Source organism: Borrelia parkeri (genome assembly GCF_023035815.1).
In the GTDB taxonomy this organism is placed as follows: Bacteria; Spirochaetota; Spirochaetia; order Borreliales; family Borreliaceae; genus Borrelia; species Borrelia parkeri.
Genome location: NZ_CP073159.1, coordinates 846,450 through 865,659 on the forward strand (window position 1 = coordinate 846,450; position 19,210 = coordinate 865,659).

General features: G+C 29.3%; 15 protein-coding genes. 14 read left to right on the forward strand and 1 reads right to left on the reverse strand.

The features are described from left to right. Positions 1-16: 16 nt before the first annotated feature. Entirely contained in the window at positions 17-2,449 is a 2,433-nt protein-coding gene (gene bamA, locus bpSLO_RS04060; RefSeq protein WP_038447823.1) for an outer membrane protein assembly factor BamA, read from the forward strand. A gap of 35 nt (positions 2,450-2,484) precedes the next feature. Continuing rightward, positions 2,485-3,003, forward strand: a complete 519-nt coding sequence (locus bpSLO_RS04065; RefSeq protein ID WP_025407287.1) for an OmpH family outer membrane protein — start codon at positions 2,485-2,487, stop codon at positions 3,001-3,003. A gap of 20 nt (positions 3,004-3,023) precedes the next feature. Here bpSLO_RS04065 and bpSLO_RS04070 read toward each other — a convergent pair whose 3' ends face one another. Beyond that, positions 3,024-3,533 (reverse strand): STAS domain-containing protein, encoded by a 510-nt coding sequence (locus bpSLO_RS04070; protein WP_025375776.1) that lies wholly within the window; start codon positions 3,531-3,533, stop codon positions 3,024-3,026. Between the two features lie 75 nt (positions 3,534-3,608). On the opposite strand from bpSLO_RS04070, the gene mutS reads away from it, so the two are divergent. The 12 genes from mutS (at position 3,609) to bpSLO_RS04130 (ending at position 19,210) form a co-directional block, all read left to right on the forward strand. After that, a complete protein-coding gene (gene mutS / locus bpSLO_RS04075) occupies positions 3,609-6,191 on the forward strand; it encodes a DNA mismatch repair protein MutS (protein WP_025375777.1) in 2,583 nt (860 codons plus the stop codon). A gap of 10 nt (positions 6,192-6,201) precedes the next feature. Then, positions 6,202-6,807, forward strand: a complete 606-nt coding sequence (locus tag bpSLO_RS04080; protein WP_025407286.1) for an amidophosphoribosyltransferase — start codon at positions 6,202-6,204, stop codon at positions 6,805-6,807. Positions 6,808-6,919: 112 nt separating this feature from the next. Then, positions 6,920-7,351 (forward strand): ribosome maturation factor RimP, encoded by a 432-nt coding sequence (gene rimP / locus bpSLO_RS04085; protein WP_025375779.1) that lies wholly within the window; start codon positions 6,920-6,922, stop codon positions 7,349-7,351. Positions 7,352-7,364: 13 nt separating this feature from the next. Continuing rightward, a complete protein-coding gene (nusA, locus tag bpSLO_RS04090; RefSeq protein ID WP_025375780.1) occupies positions 7,365-8,810 on the forward strand; it encodes a transcription termination factor NusA in 1,446 nt (481 codons plus the stop codon). Positions 8,811-8,814: 4 nt separating this feature from the next. After that, positions 8,815-11,376: a translation initiation factor IF-2 gene (infB, locus tag bpSLO_RS04095; protein ID WP_025407285.1), complete on the forward strand. Its 2,562-nt coding sequence runs from the start codon at positions 8,815-8,817 to the stop codon at positions 11,374-11,376. 24 nt (positions 11,377-11,400) lie between these two features. Beyond that, a complete protein-coding gene (gene rbfA, locus bpSLO_RS04100) occupies positions 11,401-11,763 on the forward strand; it encodes a 30S ribosome-binding factor RbfA (protein WP_025375782.1) in 363 nt (120 codons plus the stop codon). Positions 11,764-11,769: 6 nt separating this feature from the next. Beyond that, on the forward strand, positions 11,770-12,615 hold the full coding sequence (gene truB / locus bpSLO_RS04105) for a tRNA pseudouridine(55) synthase TruB (RefSeq protein ID WP_025375783.1): 846 nt from the start codon (positions 11,770-11,772) through the stop codon (positions 12,613-12,615). 307 nt (positions 12,616-12,922) lie between these two features. After that, complete coding sequence (gene rpsO / locus bpSLO_RS04110; RefSeq protein WP_025407284.1) at positions 12,923-13,189, forward strand: 30S ribosomal protein S15; 267 nt, start codon at positions 12,923-12,925, stop codon at positions 13,187-13,189. 13 nt (positions 13,190-13,202) lie between these two features. Beyond that, positions 13,203-15,356, forward strand: a complete 2,154-nt coding sequence (pnp, locus tag bpSLO_RS04115; protein ID WP_025407283.1) for a polyribonucleotide nucleotidyltransferase — start codon at positions 13,203-13,205, stop codon at positions 15,354-15,356. An 8-nt stretch (positions 15,357-15,364) separates the two neighbouring features. Next, on the forward strand, positions 15,365-16,882 hold the full coding sequence (locus bpSLO_RS04120; protein WP_025375785.1) for a hypothetical protein: 1,518 nt from the start codon (positions 15,365-15,367) through the stop codon (positions 16,880-16,882). Continuing rightward, complete coding sequence (locus bpSLO_RS04125) at positions 16,857-18,146, forward strand: LptF/LptG family permease (protein WP_025375786.1); 1,290 nt, start codon at positions 16,857-16,859, stop codon at positions 18,144-18,146. The genes bpSLO_RS04120 and bpSLO_RS04125 overlap by 26 nt, the downstream gene beginning before the upstream one ends. Then, the gene (locus bpSLO_RS04130; RefSeq protein ID WP_025375787.1) at positions 18,143-19,210 is read left to right on the forward strand and encodes an LptF/LptG family permease; all 1,068 of its coding nucleotides are present in this window, start codon (positions 18,143-18,145) and stop codon (positions 19,208-19,210) included. The genes bpSLO_RS04125 and bpSLO_RS04130 overlap by 4 nt, the downstream gene beginning before the upstream one ends.

Sequence of the window (19,210 nt, forward strand, 5' to 3'; positions counted from 1 at the left end):
TAGAGTCTTTATTGTTATGTTTTTGTTCTTTTTTGTATTTAATTTAGTGTATTCTCAAGAGAACTATAAGGGTAAGGTGATAAAAAGTATTGATTTTAATGGGCTTAAGAATATAAGAGAAAATGACTTTGGCTCGATTTTAAATGCTTATTTGGGACAAGCTTATTCTGATGAACTTTTTGATAGGTTGCAAGTTGATCTTTATGCTCTTGATTATTTTGAGGGACTTATTAGACCTGAGTTTAGAGTAGAAAATGATAAACTTGTAATTACATTTTTTGTGAAGGAAAAATCCTTAATAAAGACTGTTACTTTTATTGATGATAGTGGAGTTTTTTGGAATAGTGAACTTCGTGATAAATCAAGTGTTAATGCAAAAGAGGCTTTAAATCTTGCAAAAATTAAAAAAAGTGTTCTTAAATTTGAAGAAATGTACAAAGATGCTGGATATCTTGATGTTACTGTTGAATTTGATATTAAAGAGAAAAATAGTTTAGTAGATATTGTGTTTAAAATTAATGCTGGTCCTAAGTATGTTGTTAAAGAAGTTTCTTTTGAGGGGAATTTGAACTTTAAGAGTCGTATTCTTAGAAAATATTTAGTATCAAAACCCGCATCTTTATTTTTTGATGGCAAGTATTTAAAATCAAATGTTGATAAAGATAAAATGAAACTTGAGTCTTATTATAAGAACAATGGATATATTAATGCAAAAGTTGTAGATAGTATTGTAGATATACGGATTCCCAGTGATGCTAAAAAATTGGAAAGAGAAGTTTTCTTAAAATATTTTATTTCAGAGGGTAATGTTTTTAAATTTGGTAAATTTGAAATTACTGGTAATTTAGTTTTTAAATTAGAAGAATTGCAATCCTTGATTACTTTTAAGGAAGGAGATATTTTTGATGATTCAAGATTTGAGCAAGATTTTGCAAAAATTAGGGAAAAGTATTATTCCGATGGTTATATCTTTACAGAGATTGTGCCTTCTCAGACGATAAGAGATGAATTTGTCGATTATTCTATTAAAATATTAGAAAAAGAGAAAGCACATATTGAATCTATTACTGTTTCAGGTAATAAAAAAACAGCTTCTCATGTAATCCTTAGAGAAATTCCGCTAATTGAGGGTGATATTTTTAGTTTGGAAAATCTTCGGATGGGAATGCTTAATTTACAAAGACTTGGCTATTTTGGAAATGTTATACCCGATGTTGTTCCAAGTAATATTGAGGGTTTAATGAAGATAAATTTTGCTGTTGAAGAGCGAGAGACAGCAAGTTTTAGATTTGGTATGAATTTTGGTGCGGTGAGTAATTCTTGGCTTCCATTTTCGGTTTTTGGGCAGTGGGAGCAATCTAATTTTTTAGGTAAAGGGTATTCTCTTTCTGCAAGGCTTAATCTTGCTTTTTCAGAGCAAAGTTTTAGGTTGATGTTTGAAGATAATTGGTTTATGCAGACTAGATGGACTATTGGAGGATTTTTTGATTTTTCACATTCTATAAATACAGCGTATCAGGATATTAATGGACCTATATTTACGGACAAAAAAGAAGTTCCAGATCCGTTTGTAAGTTGGGAATCATATAATAATTCTAAAAATTTTTCGGATTTTAATGTTATGAATTATTCTTTAGCTAAATTTAGTATTAGTGGGTTTACTGGTTATACTTTTTCTAATTATCTTGGAAAGCAATCAGTTGTTGGAACTGCACAAACTGCCTTGAAATATGTGTATTATGATGATAATGTTAACAGACCTTCAAATTATTATTTAAGGGATAATTATAATACTATTAGATTTGAAAATTCTTTTGGTATTAGCGTTGCATGGGATACAAGAAATTCTCAGTCTTTATCTAATAATGGTTTTTTGCTTAAGCAGCAATTTGATCTTTTTGGTGGATTTTTGTTTGGACAGAGTCATTTTTCAAAATCCACAACAACTTTTGAGAGATATTTTTCTCTTTTAGGCTATCAGGATGTTTTCACCCCATTTTTTGATTTAATTTTAACTCTGCGGAGTGTTTATTCAAATATTTTACCACCACTTGGAAATGGTTTTGAGATAGAAGTTCAACCACATCACCTTATAGTTATTAGTGAAAACTTTATGATTGCAAGAGGATGGGGAACTTTGAGTAATATTTATAGTTCGTTTGTAAATACTCTTCAGTTATCAATGCCTTTGATTAAGAATATTTTGGTTTGGGATATTTTGTTTTTAGACATGGCTTCATATTCTCTAGAAGGTCAAGAAAATTCTTTATTTGTTCCTTTTAGTAATTTTATTTTTAGTTGGGGTTTTGGAATTAGAAGTGTATTGCCTCAAATGCCTTTATCTTTTGTAATAGCTTATCCATTTCATTTTAATAATGAAGGTGTTAATAGATATTATAATTATTTTGGAGGATTTAAATTTTTCTTAGCCATTGATATGAGATACTGATATAATTTAGTTAGCTTTTTGTAGGGAGGATTTTTATGGCTTTTATAGTGTTTTTGTTTGCATGTTTTTTTCCATTAAATCTTTTTTCAGTTAATGTTACAAAAGTGGGTATTGTAGATTTTGAGAAGGTTGTAATTGAGTTTTTAAGTCCACAATTAAAGTCTAATCTTGAGCAATTGAAAAATCATTATCAAGAAAAAATAGATATCTTGAATTCTGAGATTAAAGATTTGAGAAAAATATATGATGAATCTGTTAGTATTCATGATTTGGAGAGTGCTAAATTGTATGGTAATCAATATAACTTGAAGATTGATGAGCTTAAGAAGCTTAAGAGCTTGGCTAAGAGTAATCTTGAGCAACAGAAACAGATTAATATAAACAGTCTAAATAGTGATGGATTACTTTGGGGCAAAATACTTAATGGTATTCAATATATTGCAGAGACTAATGGTATTTCTTTGGTTATGAAAAAAGATAATCCATATATTCTTTATTATAATAGTACTGTTGATATAACAGATGATATTATTAAGTATTTAAGTGAACATTAGTATATTGCTAAAATTGCTTTTTAGTTGTTGTTTTCTTTTTTTAGTCTTCTAATTAGAGTGCAAAATTCTTTTTTGTTGTCTCTGTTGAGGCTTGAGAGTAAAATATGTGATTTTAACATTGATTTAAATATTGTATTTTTATGTGCACTGAAACAAAAATATTCTTTCATGTCACTTTTTTGTAATTTTTCTTCTCTATTTTCTATTTTTAATATCTTTTCAAGACCAAGAGATTGTAAATTTTTAAGTGCTTCTTTGCTAGAATTTATTATTTTAAAGGTTTTTTTGTGTTCATTGCTCTTATTATCAATGTATATTAGTACTCCCATAAAAGTTGAATCTAAATATTTTGTTTCCGATAAATCTATGTATAATTTATTAATCTTATCGTTATTATTTATGAATATATTTTTGATAAATGTTTTAAAATTGACAGAATATAATGCAGTAAGTCTGTTAATTAATTTTATGAAAACAGAATCGTCTTTACACACATAAAAGACATTGCTTTGAGAAGTATCTTTTTCCATTGTTAATTCTTTTTGATAATTTTAAGTATATTGTAAAGTTTTAATAATATCAATTATAATTTTGGTATTGTTTATATGAAAAAAGATGTTACGCCGATGATGAGGCAATATTTGAATATTAAAGATAAATATAAAGACGCTATTCTGTTTTTTAGAGTAGGTAGTTTTTATGAAATGTTTTTTGATGATGCTCTTGAGGGAAGCAAGCTTTTAGGATTAACTTTGACTAAAAGAGAAAATGTTCCTATGTGTGGGGTGCCTTGTCATACAAGTAAAGAGTATATAAAAAAATTGATTTTGCTTGATAAAAAGGTTGCAATTTGTGAGCAAGGATTGCAAACTGATTCTAAAGGGCCTTTAGAAAGAGAAGTTGTTGAAGTTATAAGTCCTGGAGTTGTGATCGATGAAGATTTTTTGCAAGATGATATTAATAATTATTTGATAGCTATTAGTGATTATAAAGATTATTATTCATTTTCTTATATAGATTTGTCGACATCTAGACTTGGAATAATCCTTTATGAGGGAAATTTTTTAGAAAGGTTAAGACGGGATATTGAGAAGTATTCTCCAAAAGAAATAATAGTTTCAGAGGTGTTTTATTATGAATATTTAGAAAAGCTTGCTCTTGATCGATTTTTAGTTAATAAAATTCCTCATTGGCATTTTGACAAAGAAATTGCCATGAAATCACTAAAAGAGCATTTTAATGTTCTTAGTTTGAGTGCTCTTGGGTTTAAAGAGGATGAGCCTTATTATATTTCATCTTTTTTAATAATAGATTATATAAAGAATAACTTGAAAAATTTATTAATCAATATTGACACAATTCATATTAATAATGATTCTGAATATATGTTTCTTGATGATGTTACTCAAATAAACCTTGAACTTGTTAAAAACAATAATGATTTAACATCCTGCTATTCTCTTTATTCAGTATTAAATGATTGTAAAACTCCCATGGGGAAGAGACTTTTAAGAGAATATATATTAAATCCGCTTTTAGATATTGTTGCAATTAACAATAGATTAGATCATGTAGAATTTTTAAACAATAATATTAATTTAAGTATGAAATTGAGAGACATTCTTAGTAATGTTTGGGATATTGAGAGAGTAATTTCAAGACTTCAAATGAAAAAATATGTTAAAAAAGATTTTTTATTGATTAAGGAATCTTTGACAGCATTTTTTTCAGCAAAGAGGCTCCTTAATGAACATTCTTTTAGTTATTGGATATTTGATGATAATGATGAAAATAATATAAGAGAAATTTATTCTTTAATTGATTGCTCCATTTCAAAGGAGCCAGATGAACTTATTCAACATGGATATAATTTTGAGATTGATCGTTTAAGAGAAATTAAAAATAATGCAAGCAACTATGTTGATGATTATCTTAATTTTGAGAGGAATTTTAGCAAAATTAATAGCCTTAAAATTAGGAGAATTAATGTTCGAGGTTTGTTTTTTGAGGTTACAAAGAGTTATTATGGACAAGTTCCATCTCATTTTATAGAAAGTCAGACTTTAAATTCTGTTAAGAGATATAAAACTAACAAACTTATTGAACTTGAAAGGGATATTAATGATGCTGAGGATAATTTATTGGCTCTTGAGCAAGAAGTGTTTGATGACATAGCTTCAAAAATTGTTAAGCATAGTGTGGTTATTAAGAAAATTGCTAAATTTTTTGCGTATGTTGATGTAGTCTCTAATTTTGCGTATTTGGCTAAAAAAAATGAATATGTAAGACCCACTCTAACTAACAATAAAGAAATTATTCTTGAGTGTTCCAGACATCCTGTTGTTGAGCATTATATGAAGGGAGTGGAGGGTTTTACTAAAAATTCCGTAAAGATTGACAATGATAAGTATTTTTGTTTAATTACTGGTCCTAATATGGCAGGTAAATCGACTTATTTACGTCAGACTGCTTTAGTTGTTTTAATGGGACATATTGGTTCTTTTGTGCCTGCTGATCAGGCCATCATAGGAGTTACAGATAAAATTTTTTGTCGAATCGGGGCAAGTGATAATATTTCCAAAGGTGAGTCTACATTTTTAGTAGAGATGAATGAAACGGCTAATATTTTAAGAAATGCAACTCAGAATAGCTTGATAATTATGGATGAAGTTGGTAGGGGTACTAGTACTAATGATGGACTTGCTATTGCATATTCAATTGTTGAATACATTTTAGAGCATATCCAAGCTAGAAGTTTATTTGCAACCCATTTTCATGAGCTTTCAGCTATTAAGCATGATTCTTTTGTTAATCTTTCAATGAAAATTGAAAGACAAGGTGATGAACTTATTTTTTTAAGAGAGGTTGAAGAAAAACCTTCTCTTAATTCTTATGGGATTTATGTTGCTCGCATAGCAGGAATACCTTTAAAAGTTATTAAGAGGGCTAATATTATTCTTAAAAGTTTGACTAGTAGAGAGCATTTGTATGTGCCGGAATTTTTTACTTCAGCCACTTTTATTATTAATGATGGTGAAGAAGTAATGAAAGAAGATTTAAGTTATGAGTCAGAACTTAATGATTATTTAGAACTTAAAAATTTTATTTCTAAAATAGATGTCAATAATATTACTCCTTTTCAAGCAATGAATTTACTAATTGAAATAATTTTAAAGACTAAGACATAGGGGCATATAAGTGTGGAATTGGGGTATTTTAAAAAGCATATTTCTTCCCTTTTGTTCTTGTTGTCATAAAAATTATGTTTACTTAAATGCTCTTTGCAAAGATTGTATTAAATTTTTTCATTTCGATGTTAAGCTGAGAGATGATATTTGGTATTTTTTTGACTATAAAAATGAATATAAGAACTTGGTTCTTACTTACAAGAGAGATGGACAAAGATTTCTTGGTCGGTTTTTTGCAAATGGGATTTTACATTTTTTGATGAGTATTGATTTTGACCTTGTTGTTAGTATTCCTTGCAGTTTTAAAAGAAAAATTTTTTATGGTTTTGATCACATGGAATATATTGGAAACTTGTTAAGTAATAGTGAAATAAATTATATCAATGTTTTTAAGCGAGGATTAGGCAAGAGTCAAAAGCTATTGCGTGGAGATTTAAGGCATAGTAATTTGGAGAATAAAGTTAAATTAAATTTGAGGTATAGAAATATTAAGTTTAAAAGGGTTGTACTTATTGATGATATTGTAACAACAGGAGCCTCTATGACTTTTTGTAAAGATATTCTTATAAGACATGGGGCTTTAAGTGTGATAAAGCTATCAATTGCGAGAGTTTAGTTGATTGTTGTTTTCTTGACATTTATTGTCGTTAATGTTATTCTTAGGTTGTATTGATTATTTTATTTAATAAGGTTCTTTTAAAAAGAGCCTTATTCTTTTAGGAATATGATTGGTTAAAATTATTGATAATAGTGAAGTTTACAATTTAATAAAGAATGTAACAGATCAATTAGGAATTGAAATTATAGAAATTAACACTTTCAAGAAAAGAGATGAAGGGAGAATTCAAATAGTTCTTTATAAGAGTGATGATTTTGGAGTTGATACTCTTTGTGATTTACATAAAATGATTTTATTGAGTTTAGAAGTGGTTCTTAAATATAATTTTAGTTTAGAAATCTCTACTCCTGGGATAAATAGGAAAATTAAGAGTGATAGAGAATTTAAAATTTTTGAGGGTAGGAAGATTAAGTTAATGTTAGATAATGATTTTGAAGAAGGTCTTATCTTAAAAGCAGAGGCAGACGGTTTTATTTTTAAAACAGATACTAAAGAGATAAGAATTCTTTATAGTGATGTTAAGAAGGCTAAATTATCGTGAAGGAGTCTTGGATATGATAAAGGGCACTGGTCAAATGATTGCCAATATTGCTAATGAGCGAGGAATGAGCATAGATGCTATTCGAAAGACGGTTAGGGAATCTATAATGATAGCTTATAAGAAGTATTTTGGAACGAGTGAGAATGCTTTAATTAAGTTTGATGAGGATACTGGGGATTTGATAGTTTATTCTAAAAAAAGGATTGTAGAGGAAGTTCAAGACGATATACTTGAGATATTGAAAGACGATGCTCAAGAATGTGAAGTAATGGAAGATGGATATGCATATATTGAGATTGATCCAAAGATTTTTGATAGACTTTCAATTCAAGTTGCTAAGCAGAGAACTAAGAGCGATTTGCAGGGAATCGAAGATAATGAACTTTATTTAGAATTTAAACACAAATTGCATAAAATTGTTATTGGGTATGTTCAGCAAAATAGGAATGGAGATCTTTATGTGAATCTTGGGAGTACAGATGGTGTTATTCCTAAGAAATATCAATCTCCAAGGGAAGTTTATGGGCTTAATGATAAAGTTCGAGTTCTTGTTTACAGTGTAAAGAAGGGAAAAAATGGAATAGAGGTAGTCTTATCAAGGACTCATCCTAAATTTATTGAGGAACTTCTTACTCTTGAGATTCCTGAGATTGAGGAAGGTCTTATTAAGATTCATAAGATAGTAAGAGATCCAGGTTATAGAACTAAGGTTGCTGTTTATTCTGAGAAAGAAGATATTGATCCTGTAGGTCCTTGTATTGGGCAAAAAGGTGTTAGGATTCAATCAATAATTAAGGAACTTGAAGGTGAGAAAATAGATATTATTCCTTATTCTAAGGATATTAAAGAATTTATTAGAGATGCCTTAACCCCTGCTAAAATAGATAATGTATATATTGTTGATGAGGATTTGCATAAAGCTTTGGTGGTTGTTAGCGATGAACAGCTTTCGCTTGCAATAGGTAAAATGGGACAGAATGTTAGACTTGCAAATAGACTGCTTGATTGGGCAATTGATGTTAAAACTAGTAGTCAATTTGCTGAAATGAAAGCAAGTGGAGAGTTTAAACAAGATTCTTTTGAAATGTTTGATAAAATTATTCAGGATAATGTTCAAGAAGATGAATTTGAGGAAATAAACAAAATTAGTGAACTTAAAATTCTTGATAATGATATTGTTGATAAATTGGTTGAAGCAGGTTTTGATGATATTGATAGTTTTTTGGATGCTAGTGAGGAAAAGCTTTTTGAGTTGGGAATAGCTTATGAAAAGCAAGAAGAAATAAATAAGATACTAAAGGAAGGGATGGTAATAATTTCTAATGATGATGGATCTATTGAAGGCATGAAAGATGAAGAAGAGTTGCTTTGTCCTGAGTGTGGGGCTGTTATTAATGAAAATATGACTTTTTGTCCAGGTTGTAAGATAGGGCTTAGCTTTGAATTTGAAGAGGAGTAATAGTTTGTCAGAAAATATTGATGATGATCGCATTGAAGATGAAAAAAAGATTAAAGTTGTTAAATTACGAAAGAAAGTAGTAAAGGTTGTAGCCCATACTGATAAAAGTTTGAATAAATCCAAAGATAATTTTGTGGACTTCTCAAATTCAAGAGGAAATCAGCATTCTAATAGAGGATATTCGTATGGTAGTAAAGATAGGGGAGTTAGGAGTTCTTCTTTAAATGTAGATAAGGATAATACTAGTAGCCAGCAACAAGGTAATAGGGGCTATTTCAATAGGAACAATGCTCATAATAGAGATAATAGAGGATATTCGTATGGTAATAAAGATAGGGGAGTTAGGAGTTCTTCTTTAAATGTAGATAAGGATAATACTAGTAGCCAGCAACAAGGTAATAGGGGCTATTTCAATAGGAACAATGCTCATAATAGAGATAATAGAGGATATTCGTATGGTAATAAAGATAGGGGAGTTAGGAGTTCTTCTTTAAATGTAGATAAGGATAATACTAGTAGCCAGCAACAAGGTAATAGAGGATATTTCAATAGAACTAATACTCATGGTAGTAGTGGTCCTCAGACATTTAGACGAGTAATAAGAACTAAGGTTATCTCTAGTGTTGCAATTTCACCTTCTGATTCTGATAATAAGGGTCTTAATAGGAAACTTGGTGAGAAGAAGAAGCAGCAACAAGAAAGTCAAAAAGGTTACAAGAGGAAAAAGGAAGAAATTGAGAGCAAAACAATAGAACAAAAAGTGTTTGAGCAGCTTCAAAAAAAGAAGAAAGAAAATCTAGCAAATCCAATTCCTAAGTCAATTGATATTATGGGAACTATTACTGTTGCTGAACTTGCAAGGAAAATGAATTTAAAATCCTCAGATTTAATTGCTAAGTTAATGACTTTAGGTGTAATGGCAACTATTAATGAGAAGATTGATTCTGATACCGCTACTATTTTGGTTGAAGAATATGGCTCTAAAGTTAATGTTGTGTCAATCTATGATGAAACAGTTATAGAAGCAGAAGAAGATGATGAGAGCAAAAGGGTTGCAAAACCTCCTATTATTACAATAATGGGACATGTTGATCATGGAAAAACTAAACTTCTATCAGTGTTGCAAAATATTGATATAAATCAAACAGAGTTTGGAGGAATTACACAACATATTGGTGCTTATACTATTAATTATAATGATCATGAAATAACATTTTTAGATACTCCAGGACATGAAGCTTTTACTATGATGAGGTGTCGAGGGGCACAGGTTACAGATATTGTTGTGCTTGTTGTTTCTGCTGTGGATGGAGTAATGCCGCAGACTGTTGAGGCTATTAATCATGCAAAGGACGCAGAAGTGCCCATTATTGTTGCAATTAATAAGATTGATTTGCCAGATTCAAATCTGGATAGAGTTAAACATCAGCTTTCAGAGTATGATTTGGTTCCTGAAGATTGGGGTGGAAATACAATTTTTGTTGCAATTTCGGCTCTTAAAAATATTGGTATTACAGAACTGCTTGATATGATTATTCTGCAATCTGAAGTAATGTCATTGAAGGCAAATCCAACTAAAAGGGCTATTGGTAGAGTACTTGATGCTAGAGTTGACTTAGGTAGAGGAGTAGTTTGTTCTGTGATAATTGAGGATGGAACTCTTTCTATAGGAGATTCTTTTGTTGGAGGAGTCTATCATGGTAAGGTAAGAGCATTAATTAATGAGAGAGGAATAGCTGTTAAGAGCGTTGGTCCTGCAAAAGCTGTTAATGTTTTGGGTTTTTCATCAATTCCTCAGGCTGGTGATCCATTCCAGGTTACAAAAACAGAAAAAGAATCCAAATTAATTAGTTCTAAAAGACAAGATCTTAAAAAATATGAAGATGCTAAGAATGTAAAAAAAGTTACTGTGTCAAATCTTTATGATTCGATTAAAGATGGAGCACTTAAGGAACTTAAGATAATTTTAAAAGCGGATGTGCAGGGTTCTGTTGAGGCTTTAAAGCATGCCCTTGAAAAATTAACTAATAATGAAATTAGAGTAAGAGTTATCCATTCATCAGTAGGAGCAATAACTGAGACTGATATTAGTTTTGCATCAGCAAGTGAAGCCATTATTATTGGTTTTCACGTACGCCCTGCAGCAAAAGCACAATTGTTAGCCGATCAAGAAAAAGTTGAAATTAGAAAATATAATATAATTTATGATGCAATTAATGATATTAAATCAGTTCTTGAAGGCATGTTAGAACCAGACATTGAACAAAAATTTATTGGATTTGCTGAAGTCCGTGCTGTTTTTAATATTTCTAAGGTTGGGGTAGTGGCTGGATGTTATGTTTCACAAGGATGCATAAAACGGGATGCCATAACTAATGTTATGAGAGAAGGATTCCAGGTGCATTCTGGTAAAATTTCTTCATTAAGGCGAGCTAAAGAAGATGTTAAAGAAGTTAATGCACAATATGAATGTGGAATTATGATTGATAATTATTTTGATATTAGGGAAGGAGATATAATTGAGGCATTTGAGATTAAGAAAGTGAAGAGACGCTTTGAATCTTAAGCATCTGCTTTATTGTTTTTATGTATGGACAAAGCGATAAGAAAATCAAAACTTGAGAGTTTATTAGTTCAAGAGATTAGTAATTTAATAGTATCAAAAGGAATTAAAGACCCTAGGGTTCATGAATTTTTAACTGTTGTGAGAGTTGAAATTTCAAACGATTTAATAAATGCCAAAGTATTTATTGGTTCTATTAAAGAAGGTGCATCACTTGATAATGCTATTAAAGCATTAAATAATGCTAAGGGATTTGTTCAAAGAGAAATTATTAAACGTATTAGAGTTAGGAATACTCCAAAATTGAATTTTTTAAGAGATGATACTATTTCTAAGGCTTTTTATGTTAATAAGATAATTGAAAATTTAAGTTTTAGTGAAGAACAATAAAATTAAATGAATGGGATTATTTTATTAAATAAAAGAATTGGAATAACGTCTTGTAATACCCTCTGTCCTTTAAAGAGATATTTTTCTACAAGCCGAGTTGGACATACAGGTACTCTTGATAAGTTTGCAAGTGGTCTTTTGGTTGTTTTAGTTGGCAAATACACTAAACTTGCAAATTATATTATATCTTTAGATAAAGAATATATATCAGAGTTTGAGTTTGGAATTGAAACAGATACTCTTGATCCTAATGGTAGAGTAGTAAATACTACAAATTATATTCCAAGTTTAGAGGAATTAACTCTTGGCATTAAGTCTTTAGTAGGTGAGATTTATCAAATTCCACCTAAGTTTTCTTCAGTGCATGTTAAAGGAAAGAGAGCTTATAAGTTAGCTCTTAGTGGAGAGTCTTTCAATCTTAAGTCTAGGAAAGTCAATATATATGATATTCAGATCTTAAATTATAATGTTGATTCTCGTATTTTGAAGCTACAAATAAAATGCTCTAAGGGAACTTATGTTAGAAGTATAGCAAGAGATTTGGCATTGTCTTTAGGGTCGTATGCTTATGTTAAAAGCCTTGATAGAATTAAGATTGGGGATTTTAGATTAGATAGTGCTTGTTTTTGTGAAGATTTCACTAGCAATTCTTTAATGAGTTTAGAATCTTTAGGGCTTTTTGAAAAATTTTATGTTGATAATAGTATGATTAAGCTTGTCAAAAATGGTGTTTATATCAATGTTATAATTAGTGTTGGTGAGTTTAAGATTTTGAAGTCTAGCAATGAAGAGATATTAGCAGTAGTTTGTGGTATTGGTTTGAATAAATATAAGTATGTTATTATTTTTTGATATTTGATTTTCGGAAAATAATTAGTAGTATAAATCTTTTTAAGAATAAGACTATTAGTTTTTATTGCAGTACTTTTTACAAGTAACAGTAAAATAGAAAATCTTTTAAAGAGAGGGTTGAGTATGCTGAAATCACGATTGAGAATTAGCTTAATTGATTTGATTGGTATTTTATGCAACTTGGTAAAAAAGTCTTCGTTTTGTTTTTGTTATTTGAATAAAAAAATATTATAATTTACTTTGAAGATTTAATTATAGCAAAAAGGTCTATTTTAGGCTTTGCTATGATGGTATAGGAGTCACTTTTATGATTAGTAAAGAACAAAAACAAAAAATAATTACAGAGTTTGGTAAAAATCCAAATGATACAGGTTCAGTTGAAGTGCAAATAGCGTTAATTACAGATAGAATAAGGTATTTAACAGAGCATTTAAGGATCAATAAAAAAGATCATAGCTCTAAGAGAGGTTTATTAAAGTTGGTTGGGCAGAGAAGAAATTTGTTAAGATATTATCAGAAGAAAAATTTGGAAGCTTATAGAACCTTAATAGCTAAACTTGGACTTAGAAAGTAATAAGGGGTTAATTTTGAGAAAAATTTTGAAGTTGAAAGTAGGAAGGGAAGATTTAATTTTAGAAACAGGCTTATTGGCCAAGCAAGCAAATGGTGCGGTTCTTGCTACTTATGGTGGTTCTACTGTTCTTGCTACGGTATGTTGTTCAGATTCAGCTCGTGAGAATTTGGATTTTGTTCCTTTATCTGTTGAATATAATGAAAAATATTATGCTGCTGGAAAGATTCCTGGAGGATTTATTAAAAGAGAAGGTAAACCAAAAGACAAGGAAGTACTTGTTTCTAGATTAATAGATAGACCTATGAGGCCACTTTTTGATAAGAGGTTTGGTAGAGAAATTCAGGTTGTTCCAACGACTTTGTCTACAGATCAGATGAATCCTCCTGATATTGTTGGGATGAATGCTGCTTTTGCGGCAGTTTTTTTGTCAGATATTCCGTTTAATGGTCCAATTGCGGCTGTTAGAATAGCTTATTTAAATAATGAGTTTATAGTAAATCCTTCTTTTGATGAGATACAAGATTCTATTCTAGATATTGTTGTTGCGGGTAGTTTGGATGGTATTACAATGGTTGAAGGTGGTGCTAATGAGGTTAGCGAGGAAGTGTTGCTTGCTGCAATAGATAAAGCTTATGAATATATTAAACAAATTTGTAATCTTCAAAAGGAATTTATACTTATAGTAGGTGAGAGAGAAAAATTACCACTTGCTTATGAAGAAAGGGTATTTGAATTTAAGGCTGAACTTAAAGATTTTATTTACTCTGAACTTAAAGATGCTTGTTTTGTGAAGGGAAAGCTTAATAGAGATAAGGCTATAAAATTAGTTAAGCAAAAAGCCTATGAACATTTTTCTTCTGTAAGTCAGGTAGATGAAGAGAATGAAACTCTTTTTTATAAAGCTCTTGATGATTTTGAGCAAGAAATCGTTAGGAGATCAATCCTGGAAAATAATCTTAGGACTGATGGGCGTAATTCTACACAGATAAGAGATATTGTTGCCGAAGTTGATCTTTTAAAAAGAACACATGGTTCTGCTCTTTTTACAAGAGGTGAGACCCAGGCATTGGCTGTAACGACTTTAGGTACAAGTATTGATGAACAGATAATGGATGATATTGATGGCGATAAGCGTCTTAATTTTATGCTTCATTATAATTTTCCTCCATTTTCTGTTGGTGAGACAGGTAGACTTATGACTGGCAGACGTGAGATTGGGCATGGTCATTTAGCTCAAAGGTCTCTGGAAGCTATGTTACCTAAGAAAGATGATTTTCCATATACTATTAGAGTAGTATCTGAGATATTAGAGTCAAATGGATCCTCATCGATGGCTACAGTATGCTCTGGGAGTATGTCTTTAATGGCCGCTGGTGTTCCTGTTAAGGAGCAAGTTGCAGGAATAGCTATGGGACTTGTTAGTGAGGGGGATAAGTATGTTATCTTAAGTGATATTCTTGGAGAAGAAGATCATTTGGGCGATATGGACTTTAAGGTTGCAGGAACAAAGAATGGAATTACTGGTTTTCAGATGGACATTAAGATTTCAAATGTTACAAAGCAGTTGATGAAGGATGCTCTTGCACAGGCAAGAATTGGAAGAATGCATATTTTATCTATTATGGATTCTGTAATTTCAAGATCAAGAGATGATATATCTGTTAATGCTCCTAAGATTATTCAGTTGCAAATTGATATTGATAAAATTTCTCTTGTTATTGGGTCTACTGGTAAGACAGTTAAAGCGATTACAGATGAGTTTGAGGTTAGGGTGCAAATTGAGCAAGATGGTAGAATTACTCTTTTTGGGACTGATAGCTTAAAGATGCAAAAAGCTAAGGCAAGGATAGAGAGTATTGTAAGAGAACCTAAAATTGGTGAGATTTATGAAGGGATTGTTAAAAAGATTAATAGTTTTGGGGCCTTTATTGAGCTTACTCCTACCAAAGAAGGATTTTTAAGTAATCGACCAAAATCAAGGGATGATAGATATGGTGATATGAGGCATTCCAGATATGGCAGTGGTAGACATTCTAGATATGGTAGAGATAGTAGGAATACATTTGCTATGCGTCCTCCAAGATTAGAGGAAGGACAAATGGTTAAGGTTAAAATATCTGATATTGATAAGTTTGGTAAGATTGAACTTGAATTAGTTAGAGATTAGTAAATGTTATGAGATTTGTATATTATATAAGTAATATTTTTAAAAATAAGCTTATTTTTGTGAGCTTATTTTTGTTTTTTTCATGTTTGACTAGTAAAAATGTTGATTTATCTCCTAATTTTGTCGATGATATTCAAAAATTGAATGTTGATGAATTTGATATTGATGAGTTAGATTTTAATAGAAGAAGTCATTTATTGGGTCTTAAAGATGATGAATCTTTTTTCTTAAGTGATTCTTTTTTAAAAGAGGATAATTCTTATTTTAAAAGTGCTAGAGAGAGTTATGCCCAAAAAAATTTTGGTATGACCAGTTACTACTTGAATAAAATAGTAGCTGATGAGAAAAATTATGATAAAGAATTAATTGCTAAAGCAAATTTATTTTTTGGTTATATGAATTATAACATAGGCGCTTATGATCTAGCTGAATATCATTTTGATAATTTTTTAAAAAATTATCAAAATTCTCATGCTAGTCTTAGGATTGCTGAATTAAAATATTTTGTTAAGGATAAAGTAGGTGCAATCTCTGCATTAAAGGATATTGATAAAACTTCTCTTAAGTCAGGCTATGATCTAGGAATTTATAATTTCTTGAATAATAAATTTGGAATAAATTATTTAAATCTAGAAACTTTAGGATTTTTAGATAATAGTATTTTTGATATGTTTGTTTTAGGGAGTAATATTTTTGTTTCAAACATATTTGGTGGTCTTTTAAGATATGATATTAAGAGTAATAAATATAAGGTTTATATTAAAGATAAAAAAAGTATTGTTTTAAATGGACTTAAAGGATTTGCAGAGCATAAAGGAGTTATATACGTTGGTGGAAATAATGCTCTTTATTATATTGATGATTTGGAAGGGGCTATTAAAAAAGTTAAAATACCTTTAAATGTTAACTTAAATAGTATACAAGTTTTACTGGGTGCTAAAGATGGAATTTTTGTTGGTACTCTAGATGCTGGACTATGGTTTTACTCCGATGCAGGTGATTGGATTTATATTAAACTTGGTTCTAATAAGATTTCATCACTGTATTTAGATGAGCAGAAAAATTTGTTATTGGTAGGAACAATGGATAAGGCTATTTATAGCATTGATCTAACTAATTTTAATAAAATTAAACATTTAAGTTTTTTTAGCAAAATAGATAGTGAGAGAAATATTAATTTTATAAAGAAGCATGATGGTGGTTATTACGTTGGAACTTATGGAGGTGGTCTTTTTAGATTGAGTTTAGATAATAATACATATGTAAAATATAATGTTAACAATGATCCTAGCATTGGGTATTTTCTTGATATGGAGATTAGGGATAATAAGTTGTTATTTGCAACTTTTGAACATGGTTTATTAATTTATGATACAGTAAATGATAGTTGGGATTATTTAGGCCCTAGTGATGGACTTATTAGTTTAAATTTAGTAAAAATTTTAAATTTTGATGATTATGTTGTACTTGGGACTTTAAATAATGGTTTGGTTTTTGTAAATGAGAGTATTAAAAAACAATTATGAATCTTACATAATTATTGAATTTTTTAAGTATTTTTTAATTACTTTTTTGTTTTTTTTCTTTGTATTTTTCATAAACCAAATACTTTTTTTTATGAGAATACTTCTTCAAAATTATGTTCCGTTTTTAAAGGCTTTTATTTTTGTTATATATTCACTTCCTATGATAATTGCTCTTTCACCTCCCTTTGCGGCTTTACTCTCAGTGATACTTACCATTTATAGATTTAAACTTAATAATGAAATATTGGCTTTTAGATCAATTGGAATATCTATTTTTGATTTATTAATTCCATTTTTTAAATTAGGGATAGTTATTGCATTGATTTCATTTATTACGAATGATTTTTTACTTCCTCTTGGTTCTATTGGTAGATTGAAAATTTTTAATGAAATCAAAGAAGAAATACCTCATTTGATATTAAAGCCTTATTCAAGCAAACAATATGGAGATTTAATATTTGTATCAGGAGAAAAATCTGAAACAGGGTATAAAAATGTTACTTTTTTTGATAATACTAGACTTAAAGGTTATGACAGAATATTGATGGCAAGGGAACTTAATATTCAAAAAGAAAATTATCAGGTATATTTTATTTTGAATGATGTTTTATCAATTGCCTTAACAGAGGATGAGAGTGGGTTTTATGACTATTTTTATGCTGATCGGATGAAATATTCAATTGATCAAGTAACGTTTAGTGATAGTTGGTTATTAAGTTATGTGGCACCATCGCAGATGAGTATTAGAGATGTCATGAAACTTATTGTTAAGCAAGATAAGTTAGTTAAAGAATTAAATATGAAAAATGATTTAGAGGAAGATCTTTTGTATTTAAATTTTTCAAATATTTATTTGAATTATTTATATGATAAGAATAGTTTTTTAGATGAAGAATCTGTTCTTGAAAACTTAAGTTATATGCATAATTTAAGTTTGAATTATAGCCCTTATGAAGATCTAATTGTTAAGAGAAGTTATGCTCTTTATTGTTTGGAATTTTATCAAAAAATTAGTTTACCATTGTCTGTTTTATTTTTTATCTTTTTGGCTTTTGGTATGGGCATGTACTCAAATAAAAAATATTCTATTATTCTTGAACTTGTGATTTCAATTCTTATTTGTGTTTTCTATTGGGTAATGTTTATTGGTGGAAAAGTTTATACTGTTCAGTATTCCCCAAATCCTTTTCTTATTACTGTCTTACCAAATGTGATGTTAATTTTTGCAGGTTTGATACTTTTTTTGAGACTTTTAAAGAAATGAAAGTAGATAAGCTTTTTGTGAATAATATATCATTGACTTTTTTGTTTATGAATTTTCTTTTTGTGATCTTAATTGTGCTTATCGATTTATTTACTAATCTTTTTAATTATCTTGATCATAATCTTAGTATTAGTGATATTGTTTATATTTATTATCTTTATTTGCCAAAGTGTTTTTCAGATGGTTTGGCTTTGTCTTTTCTTTTTGCCGTTTCTAATCTTATTGGTAATCTTTCTATGAGAAACGAAATAATAGGACTTTTTAGTTGTGGTATTTCTATTTCTAGAATCTTAAGATCAATAATTATGCTTAGTGTTTTTATCTCAGTATTGCTCTTTTTTTTTGATAATTATTTGGTTATAGATACTATTGCTAAAAGGGATGCTTTTCTTAAGAATAGTGTTGGCAATCAAGGTGCAAATGATAGAAATATAATCATTAGGGATTTTGCAAGAGAAATTTACAATATTAAGCATTATGATATCGAGAATGATACTATTGCTAACTTGATGATTATTTTAAAAGATCAAAATGATAATTTTAAAAAAAGGTATGATATAAGTAAGGCTGAGTGGATTGATTCCAGGTGGAGGCTTTATGGTGTTAGAGAATTTTCTAAGGTCGAACGGGATGTGATAGAAAAATTTCATGAAGTTCTTGATGGTAGGGGGATTATTAATTTAGAGCCTGAATATATTAAAATAGTTATGCTTTCATCAAAAACGTTGAATTTTTCAAAGCTTATCAGCTGGGTGATGGCTCTTAGGAGAGAAAAATTAGATTATTCTGAAGCTTTATTTGATTTGTTAAGCAGAATATTTTTTTCATTTAGATTAATACTTCTTAGTTTTACTGTGAGTTTTGTAAGTCTTGCTTTGAAAAAAAATATTTTTATATGGAGTTTGTTAAATAGTATTGCATTTGCAGTTGTGTATGTTATGTCAATTATGGTTTTTAGCTTTTTAGCAGATCTTGGATATTTGCCTATAGCAGTTGCAAGTTCGTTACCCACTATTTTGTTTATTATTATTAATTTTATCATTTATAATCTTGTGTGTAAGTAG